This is a genomic window from Celeribacter persicus, from assembly GCF_003050785.1.
In the GTDB taxonomy this organism is placed as follows: domain Bacteria; phylum Pseudomonadota; class Alphaproteobacteria; order Rhodobacterales; family Rhodobacteraceae; genus Celeribacter; species Celeribacter persicus.
This window is the reverse complement of the sequence record NZ_QAOH01000010.1, coordinates 1-18,848: the sequence shown is the minus strand read 5'-3', so window position 1 is coordinate 18,848 and position 18,848 is coordinate 1. Positions and strand designations below refer to the sequence as shown.

At 59.3% G+C, this 18,848-nt stretch carries 16 protein-coding genes and 1 tRNA gene; 4 read left to right on the top strand and 13 right to left on the bottom strand.

All coding sequences use genetic code 11. The annotated features are described in order from the left end of the window. Positions 1-24: 24 nt before the first annotated feature. The 5 genes from dxs to C8N42_RS13190 all read right to left on the bottom strand — a co-directional run bounded on the left by dxs (position 25) and on the right by C8N42_RS13190 (position 4,387). Positions 25-1,968: a 1-deoxy-D-xylulose-5-phosphate synthase gene (dxs, locus tag C8N42_RS13210; protein WP_107817052.1), complete on the bottom strand. Its 1,944-nt coding sequence runs from the start codon at positions 1,966-1,968 to the stop codon at positions 25-27. A 14-nt stretch (positions 1,969-1,982) separates the two neighbouring features. Next, positions 1,983-2,849 carry a polyprenyl synthetase family protein gene (locus tag C8N42_RS13205; RefSeq protein WP_107817051.1) on the bottom strand — a complete coding sequence of 289 codons (867 nt, stop codon included), beginning with the start codon at positions 2,847-2,849 and terminating at the stop codon, positions 1,983-1,985. Beyond that, the gene (locus tag C8N42_RS13200) at positions 2,849-3,091 is read right to left on the bottom strand and encodes an exodeoxyribonuclease VII small subunit (RefSeq protein ID WP_107817050.1); all 243 of its coding nucleotides are present in this window, start codon (positions 3,089-3,091) and stop codon (positions 2,849-2,851) included. Before C8N42_RS13200 ends, C8N42_RS13205 begins: the two co-directional genes overlap by 1 nt. An 83-nt stretch (positions 3,092-3,174) precedes the next feature. Then, positions 3,175-3,900, bottom strand: a complete 726-nt coding sequence (locus C8N42_RS13195) for a response regulator (protein ID WP_107817049.1) — start codon at positions 3,898-3,900, stop codon at positions 3,175-3,177. Next, on the bottom strand, positions 3,875-4,387 hold the full coding sequence (locus C8N42_RS13190) for a MarR family winged helix-turn-helix transcriptional regulator (protein WP_107817048.1): 513 nt from the start codon (positions 4,385-4,387) through the stop codon (positions 3,875-3,877). The genes C8N42_RS13195 and C8N42_RS13190 overlap by 26 nt, the downstream gene beginning before the upstream one ends. Positions 4,388-4,554: 167 nt before the next feature. Between C8N42_RS13190 and C8N42_RS13185 the strand changes: the two genes are divergently transcribed. Together C8N42_RS13185 and C8N42_RS13180 are read left to right on the top strand one after the other, a co-directional pair. Continuing rightward, entirely contained in the window at positions 4,555-5,424 is an 870-nt protein-coding gene (locus C8N42_RS13185; RefSeq protein ID WP_107817047.1) for a branched-chain amino acid aminotransferase, read from the top strand. A 176-nt stretch (positions 5,425-5,600) separates the two neighbouring features. Next, entirely contained in the window at positions 5,601-6,101 is a 501-nt protein-coding gene (locus C8N42_RS13180) for a hypothetical protein (protein ID WP_107817046.1), read from the top strand. A gap of 17 nt (positions 6,102-6,118) precedes the next feature. Here the strand turns inward: C8N42_RS13180 and C8N42_RS13175 are convergent, their stop codons facing one another. From C8N42_RS13175 to C8N42_RS13150, 6 genes are all read right to left on the bottom strand, one after another. Further along, positions 6,119-7,036, bottom strand: a complete 918-nt coding sequence (locus C8N42_RS13175) for a DMT family transporter (RefSeq protein ID WP_107817045.1) — start codon at positions 7,034-7,036, stop codon at positions 6,119-6,121. Positions 7,037-7,072: 36 nt separating this feature from the next. Beyond that, positions 7,073-8,113 (bottom strand): tRNA epoxyqueuosine(34) reductase QueG, encoded by a 1,041-nt coding sequence (queG, locus tag C8N42_RS13170; RefSeq protein ID WP_107817044.1) that lies wholly within the window; start codon positions 8,111-8,113, stop codon positions 7,073-7,075. Between the two features lie 87 nt (positions 8,114-8,200). After that, complete coding sequence (gene fzlA, locus C8N42_RS13165; protein WP_107817043.1) at positions 8,201-8,866, bottom strand: FtsZ-binding protein FzlA; 666 nt, start codon at positions 8,864-8,866, stop codon at positions 8,201-8,203. A gap of 49 nt (positions 8,867-8,915) precedes the next feature. Next, positions 8,916-9,635 (bottom strand): monofunctional biosynthetic peptidoglycan transglycosylase, encoded by a 720-nt coding sequence (gene mtgA / locus C8N42_RS13160; RefSeq protein WP_107817042.1) that lies wholly within the window; start codon positions 9,633-9,635, stop codon positions 8,916-8,918. Positions 9,636-9,736: 101 nt separating this feature from the next. Further along, positions 9,737-14,272, bottom strand: a complete 4,536-nt coding sequence (gene gltB / locus C8N42_RS13155; RefSeq protein WP_107817041.1) for a glutamate synthase large subunit — start codon at positions 14,270-14,272, stop codon at positions 9,737-9,739. A gap of 58 nt (positions 14,273-14,330) precedes the next feature. Further along, on the bottom strand, positions 14,331-15,764 hold the full coding sequence (locus tag C8N42_RS13150; RefSeq protein WP_107817040.1) for an NAD(P)-dependent oxidoreductase: 1,434 nt from the start codon (positions 15,762-15,764) through the stop codon (positions 14,331-14,333). A 231-nt stretch (positions 15,765-15,995) separates the two neighbouring features. Between C8N42_RS13150 and C8N42_RS13145 the strand changes: the two genes are divergently transcribed. Then, positions 15,996-16,799, top strand: a complete 804-nt coding sequence (locus C8N42_RS13145; RefSeq protein WP_107817039.1) for an undecaprenyl-diphosphate phosphatase — start codon at positions 15,996-15,998, stop codon at positions 16,797-16,799. A gap of 51 nt (positions 16,800-16,850) precedes the next feature. Here the strand turns inward: C8N42_RS13145 and C8N42_RS13140 are convergent, their stop codons facing one another. Further along, on the bottom strand, positions 16,851-17,837 hold the full coding sequence (locus C8N42_RS13140; RefSeq protein WP_107817145.1) for a complex I NDUFA9 subunit family protein: 987 nt from the start codon (positions 17,835-17,837) through the stop codon (positions 16,851-16,853). A 145-nt stretch (positions 17,838-17,982) separates the two neighbouring features. Between C8N42_RS13140 and C8N42_RS13135 the strand changes: the two genes are divergently transcribed. Next, positions 17,983-18,069, top strand: a tRNA-Leu gene (locus C8N42_RS13135). Between the two features lie 172 nt (positions 18,070-18,241). Here the strand turns inward: C8N42_RS13135 and C8N42_RS13130 are convergent. Then, a partial coding sequence (locus C8N42_RS13130; RefSeq protein WP_211309191.1) for a CpsD/CapB family tyrosine-protein kinase occupies positions 18,242-18,848 on the bottom strand: 607 nt, incomplete at its 5' end.

Genomic DNA, 18,848 nt, shown 5'->3' with positions numbered 1-18,848 from the left:
AAACCGGCCTTGCGGAAACCGCAATCAGGCGCGTTTGCTCGCAATGTCGGCGACCCCGAGCACGGACAGTACCTTGGCTTCGATGTCGGACGTATTGAGCCCTGCGGTCGCATACATGGCCTCGGGACTCGCATGGTCGATAAACGTATCCGGCAGGGTCATGGAGCGGAATTTCAGCCCCCGGTCAAATACACCCTCTTCCGCGAGGAAATCGGCCACATGCGAGCCGAAACCACCGATCGCCCCCTCTTCCAGAGTGATCAGCGCTTCGTGGTTGGCCGCCAGATCGCGGATCAGATCGTGATCAAGCGGCTTGGCAAACCGCGCATCGGCCACGGTGCAGGAAATGCCTTTCGCCGCGAGGTTCTCGGCAGCCTTGAGCGCAGGTTCGAGACGTGTACCAAAAGACAAAAGCGCCACACGCGTGCCGTCGCGCACGATCCGCCCCTTGCCGATCTCCAGCACTTCACCCCGTTCAGACATCTGCACACCAACGCCTTCACCCCGCGGATAGCGGAAAGCAATGGGACCATCATTGTGTGCGACAGCGGTGGCGACCATATGTTTCAGCTCCGCCTCATCGGCAGCCGCCATGACCACCATCCCCGGCAGGTTCGCCATGAAGGCAATGTCGAACGCCCCGGCATGCGTGGCCCCGTCAGCGCCGACAAGCCCCGCACGGTCAATGGCGAACCGCACCGGAAGGCGCTGAATCGCCACATCGTGAACGACCTGATCGTAGCCACGCTGAAGGAAAGTCGAATACATCGCGCAGAACGGCTTCATCCCGCCGGCAGCCAGACCGGCAGAGAAGGTCACACCATGTTGCTCCGCAATCCCCACATCGAAACACCGCGCCGGAAAGCGTTCGGCAAAGAGATCGAGCCCCGTCCCATCCGGCATGGCGGCGGTTACGGCGACAATCTTGTCGTCCTGCTCGGCTTCCTGAATGAGCGCTTCGGCAAAGACCCGGGTATAAGACGGCGCGTTGGATTTCGCTTTTTTCTGTTCGCCGGTCACCACATCGAATTTCGCGGTGGCATGCCCCTTGTCCGGGCGGCTTTCGGCGGGGGCATACCCCTTGCCCTTTTTCGTGATCGCATGGATCAGGATCGGCCCGGTCGCCCGCGCCTTGACGGTGCGGAGCACGCTCAGAAGCTGGTCCATGTCGTGCCCATCGACAGGGCCGACATAGGAAAAACCCAGTTCCTCGAACAGGGTGCCGCCCACAGTCATACCCTTGAGCATTTCCTTGGCGCGTTTGGCCCCTTCCTGAAACGGATGCGGCAAGAGCGACACGGCGCCTTTCGCCGCCGCTTTCAGCTCCTGAAACGGCGCACCCGCATAGAGACGTGTCAAATAGGAGGACAGCGCACCGGTCGGAGGCGCGATGGACATCTCGTTGTCGTTCAGAATGACGATCAAGCGTTTGCCCAAATGGCCCGCGTTGTTCATCGCCTCGAACGCCATACCAGCGGACATCGACCCGTCACCGATCACCGCAATCGCATCGCCCAGCCCGTACTCCGGCGCCCCGCCAAGATCGCGCGCCACGGCAAAGCCGAGAGCGGCGGAAATCGAGGTGGAACTGTGCCCGGCCCCGAACGGGTCATAAGGGCTTTCCGAGCGTTTGGTGAAGCCCGAGAGGCCTTTTTCCTGACGCAGGGTACGCATCCGGTCACGGCGTCCGGTAAGAATTTTGTGCGGATAGCATTGATGCGAGACATCCCAGATCAGCCGATCCTTGGGGGTATCGAACACGGCATGCAGCGCCACGGTCAGTTCCACCACCCCAAGCCCCGCGCCCAGATGTCCGCCGGTTTCCGAGACGGCGGCAATCACCTCCTGCCGCAACTCATGGGCGAGACGTTTCAACTCGGTGTCCGACAACGCTTTGAGATCGGCGGGAACATTCACACGGTCAAGCGTGGGGGTGGCAGGTGTCGGCGTAGCTGGACGGTCGGACATAGCGTCTCGCTTTCTCAGGTTTCCCGCGAAATAACGAAGCGGGCCACATCCCGCAAGGGTTCCGCACGGGTTCCATAGGGGCTCAGTGCCGCACAAGCCTCATCGACCAGCGACCGCGCCCGCGTTTTCGCACCCTCAAGACCCAGAAGCGACACAAAGGTGGCCTTGCCCGCATCGGCATCCTTGCCCACGGCTTTGCCGGTTTTCTCCACATCGCCCTCGACATCAAGAATGTCATCCTGAATCTGAAAGGCGAGGCCCAGCGCTCTGGCATAGGTCCCGAGCGGTTCGGGATCGGCACCGGCCATGATCGCGCCTGCACGCGCCGACCATTCGATCAGCGCACCGGTCTTGTTGCCCTGCAATACGGTGATCTCTTCGAGGCTCAGAGGCGTGGCCGAGGTTTCCGCCGCAATATCCTGTGCCTGCCCCAACACCATGCCCTGCACGCCGGAAGACCGCGCCAGTGAGGCGATCAGTTCGACCCGAATCTGGCTGGATACACCCAGTTCTGGCCGGGTCAAAAGCTCGAAAGCCAGGGTTTGCAACGCATCGCCCACAAGCACCGCTGTCGCCTCATCCCAGCGTTTATGCACCGTCGGCTGGCCACGGCGCAAATCGTCGTCGTCCATGCAGGGCAGATCGTCATGCACAAGGCTGTAGGCATGCAAAGCCTCAATCGCGGCGGCGGCCCAGACGGATTGCGCAGGTGCAATGCCATGAAGCGCCGCGCCTTCCATCACCAGAAACGCACGCAGCCGCTTTCCACCGTCAAGCGCGTAACGCATTCCCTCCTCGACCGGCATGGTGCCAAGCGGTGCCAGAACAGTGTCGAAACAGGCGGACACAGCCGCCTTGCAACGCGCCAGATCATCTTGCATCAGATACCTTCAGCCTTGGTCACGCCCTTGGCCTGTCCATCGGGACCGATGGTGATCTTTTCGACCTTTTCCTCGGCATCCTTGAGCTTGGCTTCGCAATGCGCCTTAAGCGCCGCGCCGCGCTCGTAAAGCGCAATGCTGTCCTCAAGCGCCACGTCCCCACGTTCGAGCTTGCTCACAACCTCGTTCAACTCCGCCATGGCGGTTTCAAAGGACATTTCGCTGACCGGCGTATCGCTCATGTGACTCTCCCGAATGCTTCCCTCACTGCATATAGGAAAACCGGCGGGAAAGGCCAGTTTGACTTTACCGCATCACACCGGGGTCATTCCGGCGTCAGCATATAGCCAGCACCCCGCACGGTTTGCAGATAACGCGGCTGGCGCGGATCGTCTTCGAGCTTGCGGCGCAGGCGGGTGATCTGGACATCGACGGCTCGCTCCTGTGCCTGATCGCCGTCGCGTCCGAGGCGCTCCACCAATTCACTTCGCGTGACAGGTTCGCCCACTGAGGTCACGAAAATCTTCATGAGCTGTGCCTCAGTCCCGGTCAGGCGCACGATCTGATCTCCTTCCCAAAGCTCGCCACGTTCGACATCGTAGCGGAAGCGCCCGAGATGCAGATATTTCGGCCCCGCTTCCGCTTGCTCCATCTGAGGCATCCGGCGCAACACCGCGTTGATCCGCAAAAGAAGCTCTTTCGGCTCAAACGGTTTCGACAGGTAATCATCCGCCCCGGCCTCAAGCCCGGCGATCCTGTCCTCCGTCTCGCCCTTGGCGGTCAAAAGCAAGATCGGCGTGGACAGGGTCTTGCGCAGATCGCGCGTCAGGGTGATCCCGTCCTCCCCCGGCATCATCACGTCCAGCACGATAAGATCAAACTCCAGCCCCGCCAGAAGCCGCCGCGCATGGGCCGCATCACGCGCGGCCGTCACACAAAATCCATGACGGATCAAAAATTTCTGCAACAAACCTCTGATCCGCTCGTCGTCATCGACAATCAGAAGGTGGATTTCACCGCCCAACCTACTCCTCCTTCCCGGACAGCGCATTGAAAAATGCCGCCTGATCCGGGTCCATCATCGCCTCAAGCACTTGCCGGAATCCCGACACCGCCTCATGCCCCGCCTCGCGGTAAGCCGCTCGCATCCGCGCCCGCTGCACCTCCGCAATCTCACTTTCCAGCACTTTACCCTTCTCCGTCAAATAGAGATGACGCTCGCGCTTGTCCTGCACACCCACCCGGCTTTCCACCAGACCGTCCTCGATCAGCGTTCTGAGTACGCGATTGAGCGATTGCTTGGTCACTCCCAGTATACCCAGGAGGTTGTTCACATTGGTCCCCGGCGCACGGGAAATAAAATGCAGCGCACGATGATGCGCCCGCCCGTAACCGTGTTTTTCGAGAATACGATCCGGGTCTGCCGTAAAGCCACGATAGGCGAAGAACATCGCCTCGATGCCTTTGCGAAGCTGTTCATCCGTCAGAAAAAGCAGCGCTTCCCCACCCTTGGTTCCGCCAGCCTTGCCATCCGCCATATCCTGCCTCGTTCTCGAAATGCGTAAATTACGTACAGTTTAAGTCAGTGTTGTTGACATTCCAAGACGGAATTGATAGCGAAACCGGGATTTCACGCAATAATCATCCCATTTGACGCCGCTGGGCGCAACTTCACGAAAGCGGGATGTCGAAAAAGGAGAGCCCCATGGCTGGAAGCTACGAAGATCGCGACGGCTACATCTGGATGGACGGCGAACTCGTCGATTGGCGCGACGCCAAGGTCCATATTCTCACCCACGCCATGCATTACGCCTCTTCCGTGTTCGAAGGCGAGCGGTGCTACAATGGCAAGATTTTCAAATCCGTGGAACATTCCGAACGCCTGATCGCTTCGGGCAAGGCGCTCGACATGCCGATCCCCTATTCCGTCGAGGAGATCGAGAAGGCGAAATACGACATGCTCAAGGCGAACGGTTGGACCGATGCCTATGTACGTGTGGTCGCCTGGCGCGGGGCCGGCGAGGATATGGGCGTCTCCGCCCTGCGCAACCCGGTTCGCATGGCCGTCGCAGGCTGGGAATGGGGCGCCTATTATGGCGATGCCAAGATGAAGGGCGCAAGGCTCGACATCGCCAAATGGAAACGCCCTTCCCCGGAAACCATTCCGACCGCCGCGAAAGCCGCCGGTCTTTACATGATCTGCACCATGTCGAAACACGCCGCCGAGGCGAAGGGCTGCTCCGACGCGCTGTTCATGGACTATCGTGGTTATGTGGCCGAGGCGACCGGCGCTAACATTTTCTTCGTCAAGGACGGTGAAGTGCATACCCCGATCCCGGATGCAATCCTCAACGGCATCACCCGCCAGACGGTCATCGCCATGCTCAAGGACAAGGGCGTGACCGTGCATGAACGTCGCATCCTGCCCGAGGAACTGGAAGGCTTCGAACAGTGCTTCCTCACCGGCACCGCCGCCGAAGTGACGCCTGTGGGCCAGATCGGCGATTACACCTTCGAGGTCGGCGCACTCACCCGCGAAATTTCCGAAGATTACGAAAAGCTGGTGCGCAGCTGATATTAAAGCGTCACGCCTTTAACCTGAGCTATCAGATAAAGGCGAGGTGCGTACAACACTCATATCCCGCACTGCGTTCCGCCAAAAGCTGTGTCTCAGTTTTTTGGCGGAACGCTTTAACCGGGAAATAAGAGCTTTCTGCCAATCTGCGTCCACGCGATTGGCAGGAGGTTCCCGTGGTCTCGAAAAAAGACACCATCGTCATTACCCTGATCACGGTGTTCATCGTAACACCGGCCATTCTGGCACTGACTGCCTATTTCATCACGCAGAACCCGTCCCTGCGACCGCTCGGCATCACCGTCGAGCGCCTGACCGAGGCCGGTCAGCTCGAAAACAAAAGCCTGATCATCGCCGTGGTCGACATTGGTGCCGAGACAAAGGCAACCACGACCAAGGACCAGTACAGGACCGCGCTGGAAACCGCCTTTGCCCGCATGGAGGCCGAGGTTCAGGTCAAATTCCGCTCCATTCCCGGCAGTAGCGGTGTCAATGTCACCTATCTCGTCGGAGAAAGCCGCATAGGCCCCTTTCCCATCGCCCGCGCCGCTGCGGGTGTCGCCGCAGCGACTCAGGCCGAACGCATGGTCGTCGCACAACGCAGAGCCGTCGAGCAGGAACAGGAACGCCGCGCCCAGCTCAATCGCGACGGGTTCTGGCGACATGTGATGGATTAAAAGCCTGACATGTTAAGTTAAAGAGCGTCCGCCTTTTTGCGCTTGGCGGCACTGACCCCAAGCGTCCGTTCCCGCAGGATAATGACAATACCCGCAGCAATCACGATGGACGCGCCAATGAGCATAGGACCTGTCGGAACCTCGCCGAAGACTGCGTAACCGATGATCAGGGCGAAAATCATCGAGGCATAATCGAAAGGCGCGAGAAGCGAGGCATCGGCATAGCGATAGCAGGAAGTCAGGAACACCTGCGCCACGCCACCGATCAGCCCGCCAAGAATGAGAAAGACCAAAACTTTTCCACTCGGCATCACCCATGGCGTAACGAACAACGTCAACAACCCCGCAAGCGTGCAGGACATCGAGAACCAGAACACGATGGAGGTCGTGCTCTCCGTCCGCACCATATTGCGCACATGCAATTGCACGATGGCGGCAAGACAGGCCCCGCCCAGCGCCATCATGGCCCCAAACTGCTCCTTGGGATCCGGTGCGCCATGCAGAACCGTCATACGCGGCGCAAGGACGATGATCACCCCGATCAGCCCTGCAAACACGGCAGTAAACCGAAACAGACGAACATTCTCACCCGCGAACATCGCCGCGAAAATCACCAGAAGCAGAGGAGAGGCATAGCCGATCACCGTCGCCTCGGGCAGCGGCAAAAGCGCCAGAGCCGCGAAGTTGAGAAACATAGCACTCGCCCCGATCAACCCACGCCAAAGATGCCCCATCGGCGACTTGACCTTGAGTCCCTGCCGAAACTCTCCGCGCCCGGCAAGCCAGATGAAAATAATCGGCAAGGCAAAAAAGGAGCGGAAAAACACTGCCTCACCGGCAGGCACCTCATCACTCGCCGCCTTCACCAGCGCCGCCATGATGACGAAACAGATCACGGAAGCGAGTTTAAGGCCAATGCCGCGAAACGGCTGCATGGCGGTTCTCCTGTCAGGTGAGGATACGCCTGTGTCTCATTCTCCCGTCAGTCGCGCAACCGCCCATCGGGCTGCGTCCCGCACGACCGGGTCGGCATCCTCGCACAACGCTGCCGCTACGTCACGCAATGCGGGTGCTCCGGAATTGCCAATGGCATAAAGCACATTGCGCACAAACCGATCCCGTCCGATCCGTTTGATCGGAGAACCGGAAAACTTCTCCCGAAATCCCGCATCGTCCAATAAGGCAAGTTCGTCCAGAGGCGGAGAGATCAAATCCTCGCGTGCCGCGAACCGCATCTCTTTGGCCGTCACCGCAAACTTGTTCCAGGGACAAGCCGCCAGACAATCGTCACACCCGTAAATCCGGTTTCCCATCCGGGCGCGCAGCTCTTCGTCCACAGGCCCGTGATGCTCGATGGTCAGATAGGAAATGCAGCGCCGCGCATCGAGTTGGAAAGGCGCCGGAAAAGCGTCCGTCGGACAGGCATCGAGACAGGCCCGGCACGATCCACAATGTTCTTTTTCCGCAGGATCAGGGTCGAAATCATGGGTCGTGAAGATCGCTCCAAGGAAAAACCAGTTGCCCAGATCGCGCGACAAGAGATTAGTGTGTTTGCCCTGCCACCCGAGCCCGGACTGCGCCGCCAAGGGTTTCTCCATCACCGGCGCGGTATCGACGAAAACCTTGATCTCCGTCCCTTCCCCCGCCTGCTCAATCAACCAGCGCCCCAGTCGCTTGAGCCGCTTCTTGACGATGTCATGATAGTCACGATTGCGGGCATAGACCGAAATTGCGCCGGATTCGGGTCTGTTTATAGCCTCCATAGGGTCATCGTCCGGCGTATAGGCCTCCGCCAACATGATCACCGATTTCGCCTCCGGCCAAAGCGCGGCGGGATCGCCCCGCCAGTTCATACGCTCTGCCATCCACCCCATCTGGCCATGCCGTCCCTCGGCGACAAAATTCTGCAAATGCTCCATGGCACCGGGAATTTCCGGACGTCCGAAAGAAGCCTTGGAGAAACCTTCCTCCAAAGCCCGCGCACGCACAGTTTCCTTATGCAACCCGGCCAAACGAAGCCCTTTCTTTTGTCCGGAAATATCCTCGGGGGGAATTGCCCAGAGGGCAAGGGGGGTAGACAGCCCCCGCGACGCCCGCTCTTAGAAATCGAGATCCGTGTAATGCGCCGGTGGCGGAAAGCCCGACACCTGATCCGCCAGAAGAGAGCGGAACGACGGGCGCGATTTGATCTTGGCGTACCAGTCCTTCACCACATCGTGCCGGTTCCAGTCCACATCCGAGATGTAGTCCAAAGCGGACAGATGCGCCGCGGCAGCGAAATCCGCCAGTGTCATCGCATCACCGGCAAGCCAGCGCCGCCGATCCAAAAGCCATGCCATGTAATCGAGGTGATATTTGATCGCCTTCGAGCCTGATTTGACATTGGCCGCCACCGGGTAACCGGTCTTCATAAGTTTGCGGTTCACCCGCTCATACAGAAGTTTCGACGTCACCTCGTTGTGAAACTTGTCATCGAACCAAGACACCAGACGACGGACCTCATAACGTCCCTCCGCATCCTTCGGCATCAGAGGTGGGTTGGGGTAGCGTTCCTCAAGATATTCACAGATCGGCGTACTTTCCGACAGGTGCATGTCGTCGATGCGCAGCACCGGCACCTTGCCCGCCGGATTGCGGCGCAGGAAATCCGCGTCCTGTTCCCAATAGCGCTCCTCGACCAGTTCCACCTCGATCTTCTTTTCCGCCAGACAAAGGCGCACCTTGCGGCAAAAAGGGGAAAGGGGAACGTGGTATAGGCGGATCATGATCTCTACTCGTGGTTTTCTCTCTACTTGCCGCAAGGCCGGAGGCAGTTCAATCCTCGAAACAGGATGCACGCCCGTCTCGCAAGATTGTGGCCGCCCCATCGACGATCTGCGCGGCTCTTTGCCGAACGAAAGGTCCGGGATTGCCCGCATTGCGTGACTTTGGTGCGGGCAGGACCGCGGCCAGACGGGCGGCTTGCGTCGGTGTCAGTTCCTCAGGGCCAACCCCGAAATAATGACGCGCGGCGGCTTCGGCCCCGAACACGCCCGTATCGAATTCGGCAATGTTGAGGTAAACTTCCAGAATTCGCTTCTTGCTCCAGGTTAGTTCGACCACCGGTGTGAGCAAAGCTTCCAACGCCTTGCGCGGCCAACTGCGTCCATGCCAGAGAAAGGCATTCTTCACCGTCTGCTGAGTAATGGTGGACGCCCCGCGATTGCCACCCTCGGCAATCGCAGAGCGAATCGCTCCGAGGTCGAACCCCCAGTGATTGCAGAAATTGGCATCCTCTGCGGCGACGACCGCGCGTGCGAGATGCGGCGACATCCGCTCCATCGGCGTCCAGTGGTAATCGACCATCTGCCCGTGACGCCCGCTTTCGGCCAGCATGTAGAACGTCCCCGGAACGGGAAATACGCCGTAGGAGAGAATCCAAAGTGTCAGGAGGACAAAAACGATCAGAACCCCGCGCAAAACACGACGACGCAAACGCCGGAACACTCCTGCCGGTTTGGTGGATTTCGTCTTTGACCTGCGCGTCTTTGCCATGGGGAGGAGGAACCATGCGGGGCACGGTAAGGTCAAGCCTTGGCAGCGTGCTCAAAAGAAAAAGCCCCCGGTGGGGGCTTTTTACAAGATCGGGATCGAAATCACTCGGCCGGGATTGCGCCTTGCTCCAAAGTAAGCGGCACAGGCAGGTGAATGAGCATCTCTTTCGGACAGACCTGGAGGAAGTTGCCTTTCTCCTCATCCCAATGATCGAGAATTTCCTTCGCCTTGATCGAATGCGTCTCCTTGGCGTGTCGCTCGATGAGGTCCTTGAGCTGGGTCTCCCAGTGATCCACGGCGACCGGGCAGGTTACGAGAGTCTCAAGGTTCATCAGATCAAGCGCCTTACCGTTCGGGTCGTAGAGATAGGCCATGCCACCCGTCATCCCGGCGCCAAAGTTCGCGCCGATGGTGCCCAAGATCACCGCAATCCCGCCGGTCATGTATTCACACCCATTGGAGCCGCAGCCCTCGATCACCACTTTCGCACCGGAGTTGCGCACCGCGAACCGCTCGCCCGCACGACCGGCGGCAAAGAGATACCCATCCGTCGCACCGTAAAGCACGGTGTTGCCGATGATCGTGTTCTGATCGGCGACCAGCGGCGAATGCATCGGCGGACGCACCACAACGGTGCCCCCCGAGAGGCCCTTCGCCACATAATCATTCGCATCACCCGAGACTTCGATCTTCAGCCCCGGAGCCGCAAAGGCACCGAGCGACTGACCCGCAGAGCCCGTGAGTTTCACGGTCAGGTGGTCAGGTTGAAGGCTGTTGCGCATGCCGAATTTCGATACGATATGTGACGAAGTGCGCGTCCCGATGGTACGAAGCGTATTTTGCACCGCGTAGGAAAGCTGCATCTTTTCGCCATCGTTGAGGAAACGCGCGGCGTCTGACACGATCTGCGCATCGAGCGTATCGGGCACCGCATTGCGCGGTTTGGAACGGTCGTAAACGATCCGGTCCGAGCCATCGACGGAAAGCAGAAGCGGGTTGAGGTCGAGATCGTCGAGATGCGCAGACCCGCGCGAGGTCTGGGTCAGAAGATCGGCACGACCGATGACCTCGTCCAGCGACCGCGCACCGAGAGAGGCCAGAAGTTCGCGGACTTCCTGAGCATAGAAGGTGATCAGGTTCACGACCTTGTCGGCATTGCCGGTGAACTTCGCACGCAGGCGCTCGTCCTGGGTACAGACCCCGACCGGGCAGGTGTTCGACTGGCACTGACGCACCATGATACAGCCCATCGCGATCAGAGCGGCGGTGCCGATGCCGTATTCCTCAGCCCCCATCATCGCCGCCATGACGATGTCGCGACCGGTGCGCAGACCACCATCGGTTCTGAGCGTCACACGATCCCGCAGGTTGTTCATCGCCAGCACCTGATGCGCCTCGGTGAGACCCATCTCCCACGGCAGACCGGCGAATTTGATCGAGGTCGCAGGCGACGCGCCCGTGCCACCGTTGTGACCGGAGATCAGGATGATATCCGCTTTCGCCTTGGCCACACCGGCGGCAATGGTCCCGACGCCGGAGGAAGCCACGAGTTTCACCGTCACCTTGGCTTTCGGGTTGATCTGTTTCAGGTCGTAGATGAGCTGCGCCAGATCCTCGATGGAGTAGATGTCATGGTGCGGCGGCGGCGAGATCAGCGTCACGCCTTTGGTCGAGTGACGCAGCTTGGCGATGAGGTCGGTGACCTTCATCCCCGGCAACTGACCGCCCTCGCCCGGCTTCGCACCTTGGGCAACCTTGATCTCCAGTTCTTCGCAATGGATCAGGTATTCGGCGGTCACACCGAAACGACCAGAGGCCACCTGCTTGATCTTGGCGGAGGCGTTGTCGCCGTTGGGTTCCGGCGTGAAATCGTCCGGGCTCTCGCCACCTTCACCGGAGTCGGATTTCGCCCCAATCCGGTTCATCGCGATGGACAGCGTACGATGCGCCTCGGGCGACAGAGCACCCAGCGACATCCCCGGCGTCACAAACCGTTTGCGGATCGAGGTGATGCTTTCGACCTCTTCGATCGGCACCGGTTTGCCCAGCGGTTTGAAGTCCAGGAGATCGCGCAGATGGATCGGCGGCATCGACTGCATTTTCGCCGAATACTGCTTCCACATCTCATAGGACGCACGATCACAGGCCGATTGCAGCATGTGCATCGACTGCGCTTCCCAGGCATGGGTTTCGCCGGATTTGCGTGCCTTGTAGAAGCCGCCGATCGGCAAGGTGTTGCCCCCGAGCCATCCCTGTTTGTGCACGGCTTCAAGTTTGCGCTGAATGCCTCCAACACCGATCCCGGAAATCCGCGAATGCATGCCCGGGAAGAAATCGGCCACCATGGCGCGGGACAGGCCCACGGCCTCAAAGTTCAGACCACCGCGATAGGAGGAAATCACCGAAATCCCCATCTTGGCCATGATCTTCAAAAGACCCGCGTCAATCGCCGCACGATAGCGCGCCACGGCTTCAGTCAGGGTGCAATCCAAGAGACCCCGCTCGATCCGGTCGGCCAGCGAATCCTCCGCCAGATAGGCGTTCACGATGGTCGCGCCGCAGCCGATCAGCACCGCAAAATAATGCGGGTCGATACATTCAGCAGAGCGCACACCGAGCGAACAGAAGGTCCGAAGACCCTTGCGCGTCAGCCAGCTATGGACGGCAGAAGTCGCGAGGATCATCGGCATCGCGACCTTTTCTTCACTCTGCTTCTTGTCGCTCAGGATGATGTGTCCACCACCGGAACGCACAGCTTCTTCGGCCTCCGCACGGATGCGCTCCAGCCCGTCACGCAACGCATTCGGTCCGCCATCCACCGGGAAGGTACAGTCGATCTCGGTCATCGGCGCATTGAAATGGGTTTTCAGCGCCTCGAATTGCGCGTTTCCGACAAAGGGGCTTTCCAACACGAGAATTTCGGTCTGGCTGCTGTCTTCGTCGAGCACGTTTTTCAGGTTGCCGAACCGTGTCTTCAGGCTCATCACACGATATTCGCGCAGAGAGTCGATCGGCGGGTTGGTCACCTGCGAAAAATTCTGGCGGAAGAAGTGGCTGAGCGGACGGTATTTCTCCGACAGCACCGCCGCCGGTGTGTCGTCACCCATGGAGGCAAGCGCCTCCTTGCCATCCTCGCCCATCGGCGCGAGAACCTGCTCCAGTTCTTCAATCGTGTAACCCGCAGCAATCTGGCGTTTTTTCAGCTCGGCACCGGAGAAGATCGCCGCCTCGTTCAGACCGGCAAGCTCTTCTTCGAGATCGACGATCTTGCCGACCCACTCGCCGAAGGGTTGGGAATTCGCCAGACGATCCTTGATCTCGGTGTCGTGGTAGAGCTTGCCCTCGGCCATATCGACGGCCAGAAGCTGCCCCGGACCGAGCGCTCCTTTTTCCACAACAGTCGCTTCGTCGGTCGGCACCATGCCCACCTCAGACCCCGCGATGACAAGGCCATCGCCGGTGACGACATAGCGCATCGGGCGCAGGCCGTTGCGGTCGAGACCGGCACAGACCCAGCGGCCATCGGTCATCGCCAAAGCGGCCGGACCGTCCCACGGCTCCATCACGGAGTTCACATAGGAATACATATCGCGCCACGCCTGCGGCAGCTCCTCGGCGTTTTTCGACCAGGCTTCCGGCACCAGCATGGTTTTCGCCATCGGCGCGGAACGACCCGCACGCACCAGAACCTCGAACACCGAGTCGAGTGCCGCGGAGTCGGAAGACCCCTGAGGGATGATCGGCTTGATGTCCTCGGCCATCTCCCCGAAGGTCGACGAAGCCATACGGATTTCATGCGATTTCATCCAGTTGGTGTTGCCCTTGATCGTGTTGATCTCACCGTTATGCGCCAACATGCGGAACGGCTGCGCCAGCCACCATTGCGGGAAGGTGTTCGTGGAATAGCGCTGGTGATAGATCGCGAAGGCGCTCTCGAAACGCTCGTCTTTCAGGTCCGGGTAGAATTCGGCCACCTGTTCGGCCAGCATCATGCCCTTGTAGATGATCGAACGGCAGGACAGCGAGCAGAGATACAGCTCACGAATGCCCGCCGCCTGCGATGCTTTCTCGATGCGTCGGCGGATGACGTAAAGCTCACGCTCGAAGGTCTCTTCATCCACACCCTTGGAGTTGGAGATCAGGATTTGTTCGATCTCCGGGCGAGTCGCATTGGCTTTCTCACCCAGAACCGTCGTGTTCACCGGAACGTGGCGCCAGCCGTAGATGTAATAACCCATCCGCAGCACTTCGGTCTCGACGATCGTGCGGCAGGTTTCCTGCGCCCCGAAATCCGTGCGCGGCAGGAATACCTGACCCACGGCCAGAAGCTCGCCTGCGCGCGCCTCGTGACCGGTGCGACGGATCTGGTCGCCGAAGAAATGGTGCGGAATCTGGACGTGAATGCCCGCGCCGTCGCCGGTCTTGCCGTCGGCGTCCACGGCACCGCGGTGCCAGATCGCTTTCAGCGCGGAAATGCCGTTTTCAACGACCTTGCGGGATTTCGACCCGTCCACGGAGACCACGAGACCCACACCGCAGGAGGAGTGCTCGTCCTCTTCACGGAACAGCGAGTGCTCCGCCATCCACTGGCGTTTCGCCTCTTCACGGGCGGCCCAGCTTTCATCAAATTTCGTCATGTCGGATACCTTTCGGATAAAGGCGGCAGGGACCTCTCCCTGCCCTTTTGAAGTCGAATTACTCAGCTGCCACAGCCGCGCTCTGATCGAGATATTCGACCATCGCATCTGCCGCTTCACGTCCGTCCCGGATCGCCCAAACCACAAGCGAGGCGCCGCGCTGGATATCACCACAGGCGTAGACACCTTCGAGGTTGGTCGCGTGGGTCGTGAAATCGGCCATGACCGTGCCCCAACGGGTGGTCTCAAGCTCTTCGACACCCCAAAGCGCCGGCAGGTCCTCGGGTTCGAACCCAAGCGCCTTGATCACAAGATCGGCTTCCTCGATATAATCGGCCCCCTCGATCACCTCAGGCGACTGACGCCCGGAGGCATCCGGCGCGCCAAGGCGCATCTTCTGCACCATCACGCCGGTCACCGGATCGCCGGTGAAACCTTTCGGCGCGGAGAGCCAGACGAATTCGACACCTTCTTCCTCGGCGTTCTGGGTCTCACGCTGCGAACCGGGCATATTGGCACGGTCGCGGCGATAGAGACATTTGACGGAGGTCGCACCCTGACGGATGGCGGTCCGCAGACAATCCATTGCGGTATCGCCGCCGCCGATGACGACGACTTTCTTGCCAGCCGCATTCAACTCGCCGGTTTCGAATTCCTCGACCTCGTCACCGAAGGAAAGCTTGTTCGAACAGGTGAGGTAGTCGATCGCGCGCACGATCCCGGCGGCACCGGAACCCGGCCCCTTGAGATCACGGGATTTGTAGACACCGGTGGCGATCAGCACGGCATCGTGTTTGCCACGGATCGCGTCAAAGGAAATGTCCTCACCGACATTACAGTTCAAGACGAATTCAACACCTGAATCCTCAAGCTGTTTGACCCGACGCAGCACGATGTCTTTCTCAAGCTTGAAGCCCGGAATACCGTACATCATCAACCCGCCCGCGCGGTCGGAACGTTCGTAAACGGTAACCTTGAGACCCGCGCGACGCAGACGGTCGGCCGCAGCCAGACCGCCAGGGCCGGAGCCGATGATGCCGACGCTTTCCTCGCGTTCGATCACCGGCTTGATCAGCTCGACCCAGCCTTCTTCCCAGGCCGTGTCGGTGATGTATTTCTCGACGGAACCGATGGTCACCGTGCCGTGGCCGGATTGTTCGATCACGCAATTGCCTTCGCAGAGACGGTCCTGCGGACAGATGCGCCCACAGATTTCCGGGAAGCTGTTGGTGGCCTGAGAAATCTCATAGGCCTCTTTCAACCGTCCCGTCGCGGTCAGGCGCAGCCAATCGGGGATGTTGTTGTGCAGCGGGCAATGCGTATGGCAATAGGGCACGCCACACTGGGAACAGCGTGATGCCTGCTCCTTGGCCTTTTCATCCGCGAACTCGCCGTAGATTTCCAGAAAATCGTCCTTGCGATCTTCCGCGCTTCGCTTGGTCGGCATGTCCCTGCCCACGGTCACGAATTTGAGCATCGGCTCTTTCGCCATGACACTACATCTCCGAAGGTTGGTAAAACTATGTTGCGGCCTCATTAAAGGGTCTCGAAAAAAAAGAAAAGTCAGAAATACTGTCTTATTTTTCATTTCCAGAGCGTCGACGCACGCCACAAGTAGTCAACACGTCAAAAATTATGTCAGTATTGCTGATATATAAATGCTCTTCTTATTGATTTGCAAAGAGTTTACCTTGCCCCTTATCAAGGCCGCATCGGAGACCCCATGAGCCTCTTTTATCTACTCATCGTCGCAATCGTTCAGGGTATCACGGAGTTTCTCCCGGTTTCCTCCTCCGGCCACCTGATTCTCCTGCCGCTTTTGCTCGGAACACACGATCAGGGCCAGGCCATTGACGTCGCCGTGCATGTCGGCACCTTGGGCGCCGTTATCCTCTATTTCTGGCGAGACGTGAAGGTCGGACTCGCAGGCCTGCCCCACCTGATGACCGGGCGCACGGACACACCCGGATCGAAACTCGCCTTTCTTCTGCTCATTGCCACCATTCCGGTGATCGTGATCGGGCTCATTTTGAAAGTGACCGGGCTTTCGGACGCCATGCGCTCTCCCGCGGTAATCGGTTGGACCATGCTGATCTTCGGGCTCGTGCTTTACTGGTTCGACCAGAAAGGCGCGGAAGTGAAGGGCGAGAAGGACTGGAACATCAGGGATGCGATCAAGCTTGGCCTGTGGCAGGCGGTCGCCCTGATCCCCGGCACCTCACGATCCGGCATCACCATCACCGGCGCGCGTGCGATGGGATACACCCGCGCCGACGCGGCCAAGATTTCCATGCTGATGTCGATCCCCACGATCATGGCCTCCGGCATTCTCCTTGGCGCCGAGGTCGTGGGTGATGCGGATTGGGCCATGTTGAAAGATGCGGCCATCGGCGCGGTATTCGCCTTTGCCGCCGCCCTTCTGGCCCTGACGCTGATGATGCGGCTTCTCAGATCGGTCAGCTTTACACCCTATGTGATCTACCGCGTGATCCTAGGCGTCATCCTGCTCGCCATCTCCTACAGCTAAACGAAAAACGCGCCCGAAAGGGCGCGCTCATCGTTCAGGAATAAGTAGCAGTCAGATCTCGCGCAGGTTCTTTGCGCTTTCACGGATGGCATCGTATTGCCCACCGTCGCGGTAAACCCACATGTAATCCGGCAAGACAGCTTGCAATGCAGTTGGCTTGATACCCAGATCGGCCAGACTCTTCGCATCTTTGGACACGACATTGTCGACCTTCAGGTTCGCGATCTGGTCACGGGTCAGGATACCGTTATGGAAGAGACCAAGCGACAGGGTTTGCAAAGCGGAAAAGCCCATCGCCATCAGCGATCCAACCCAGAACGGCAGGTTCACAATCGGGCGGTTGCGGTGGATGATCCGCAACATATCCGCCATCAGCCCCTTGAGCGTATCCACATCCGGTCCGCCGAGCTCGTAAACGCCCGGTTCCGCCTGCCCAAGGGCACCTTTGACAGCAGCCTGCGCCACATCATCGACATACACCGGCTGGAATTTCGTGTTGCCACCAACGAGCATGAGAACCGGATTCTTCTCCGCCATCTTGCCAAAACGGTTGAAGAACTGATCCTCCGGCCCGAAGATCACCGACGGGCGCAAAATCACGGCAGACGGGAAAGCTTCGAGAACCCGTGCCTCTCCCTCGGCCTTGGTTCGGGAATAGGAAGAAGCGGCATTCGCATCGGCTCCCAGCGCGGAGAGATGCACAAGCTGCCCCACACCCTCTTCCGCCGCGATGCGAGCGATGCGACCGGCCCCCTCGGCCTGAACAGCCTCGAAAGAGTTCTTGCCACGCTCGGTTAGAACACCCACACAGTTCACAACCGCATCGGCTCCGACCATGGCCGCGCGCACGGAGGCATCGTCACGAACGTTGCAGAACACCGGCTCGACCTGACCGACCGCACCATAGGGTTTGACGTGAAGCGATTCGTTGGGGCGACGCACTGCGACGCGAACACGCCAGCCCTCTTTTGCCATGCGACGGGCGATGTACCGCCCGACAAAGCCAGCGCCGCCATAGATGGTGACCAGTTTCGTCATCTGCATCTCCAATGCCAAATTGTCGCGTCTGGTTTAGCTTTTCAGGGGGAAATGAACAAGGGATCTTCGCTCTCGCAAAAAACATTGAAAATCGCCGTTGACACGCCCCGCGTCTCCCTTTAGATCGCTGCCTCACGACATCTGTGCCCAGATGGCGGAATTGGTAGACGCGCCAGCTTCAGGTGCTGGTGTCCGTATGGACGTGGAGGTTCGAGTCCTCTTCTGGGCACCATTTCACTCGCAGAGTGAGATGTTCGAAAACCACAGAAAAACAAAAGCTTACGTCCATCCCGGCTTACGTCAGGTGATGTCAGGCCTCGTGCGTCCGAAAAGTCACGCGCCCCACATTATGCAAAGAGAACAGGGGCGCGACCAGATAATCGCGCCCGCACCAGTCATTCAGTTCAGCCGTAATAGGAATAATAGGCAGAGTCGCGCATCTTGGTCTCATCGAAGTTGAGAACCGTGAAAATCGGCGTTTCCTCGTATTTCACGGCATCAATCTGCGTGAAGGAATCCCGCACGTCACCTTGCGACGTACTCCCGTATTTGACGATCAGCACGATCGCATCGACAAGCGGCGCAATGTAGCGGGCATCCACCACCGGCAAGACCGGTGGCGTGTCGATGATCACCACATCCATGCTCTGACGGGCACTCGTCAGAAGCTCGGAAAACGCCGCGCTCTGCAAAAGCTGATCCGTCGGCACATCGGCACGGCTACGTCCGAGAATGATACCGGTCCGCGATTTCGGGTCAGCGACATAAAACCCGCGGTCGATGTCAAGTGCCTTGTCCGGATTGCGGAGGTATTCAAGGAAACCCTCGTCCGGATCATAGCCGATTTGCTGATGCTGCGACGGCTTTCGCAAATCCGCATCAATCAGCAAAACCTTTTTCCCAGCTTCCGCGTAGGTGTCAACGGCGGAGTAAAAACCTACCAAAGGGCGGCGCAAAAGTAGACCACTTGTGGGTTTAGCGTGACGGGCGCACAGAGCGCTGGCGGCCAGT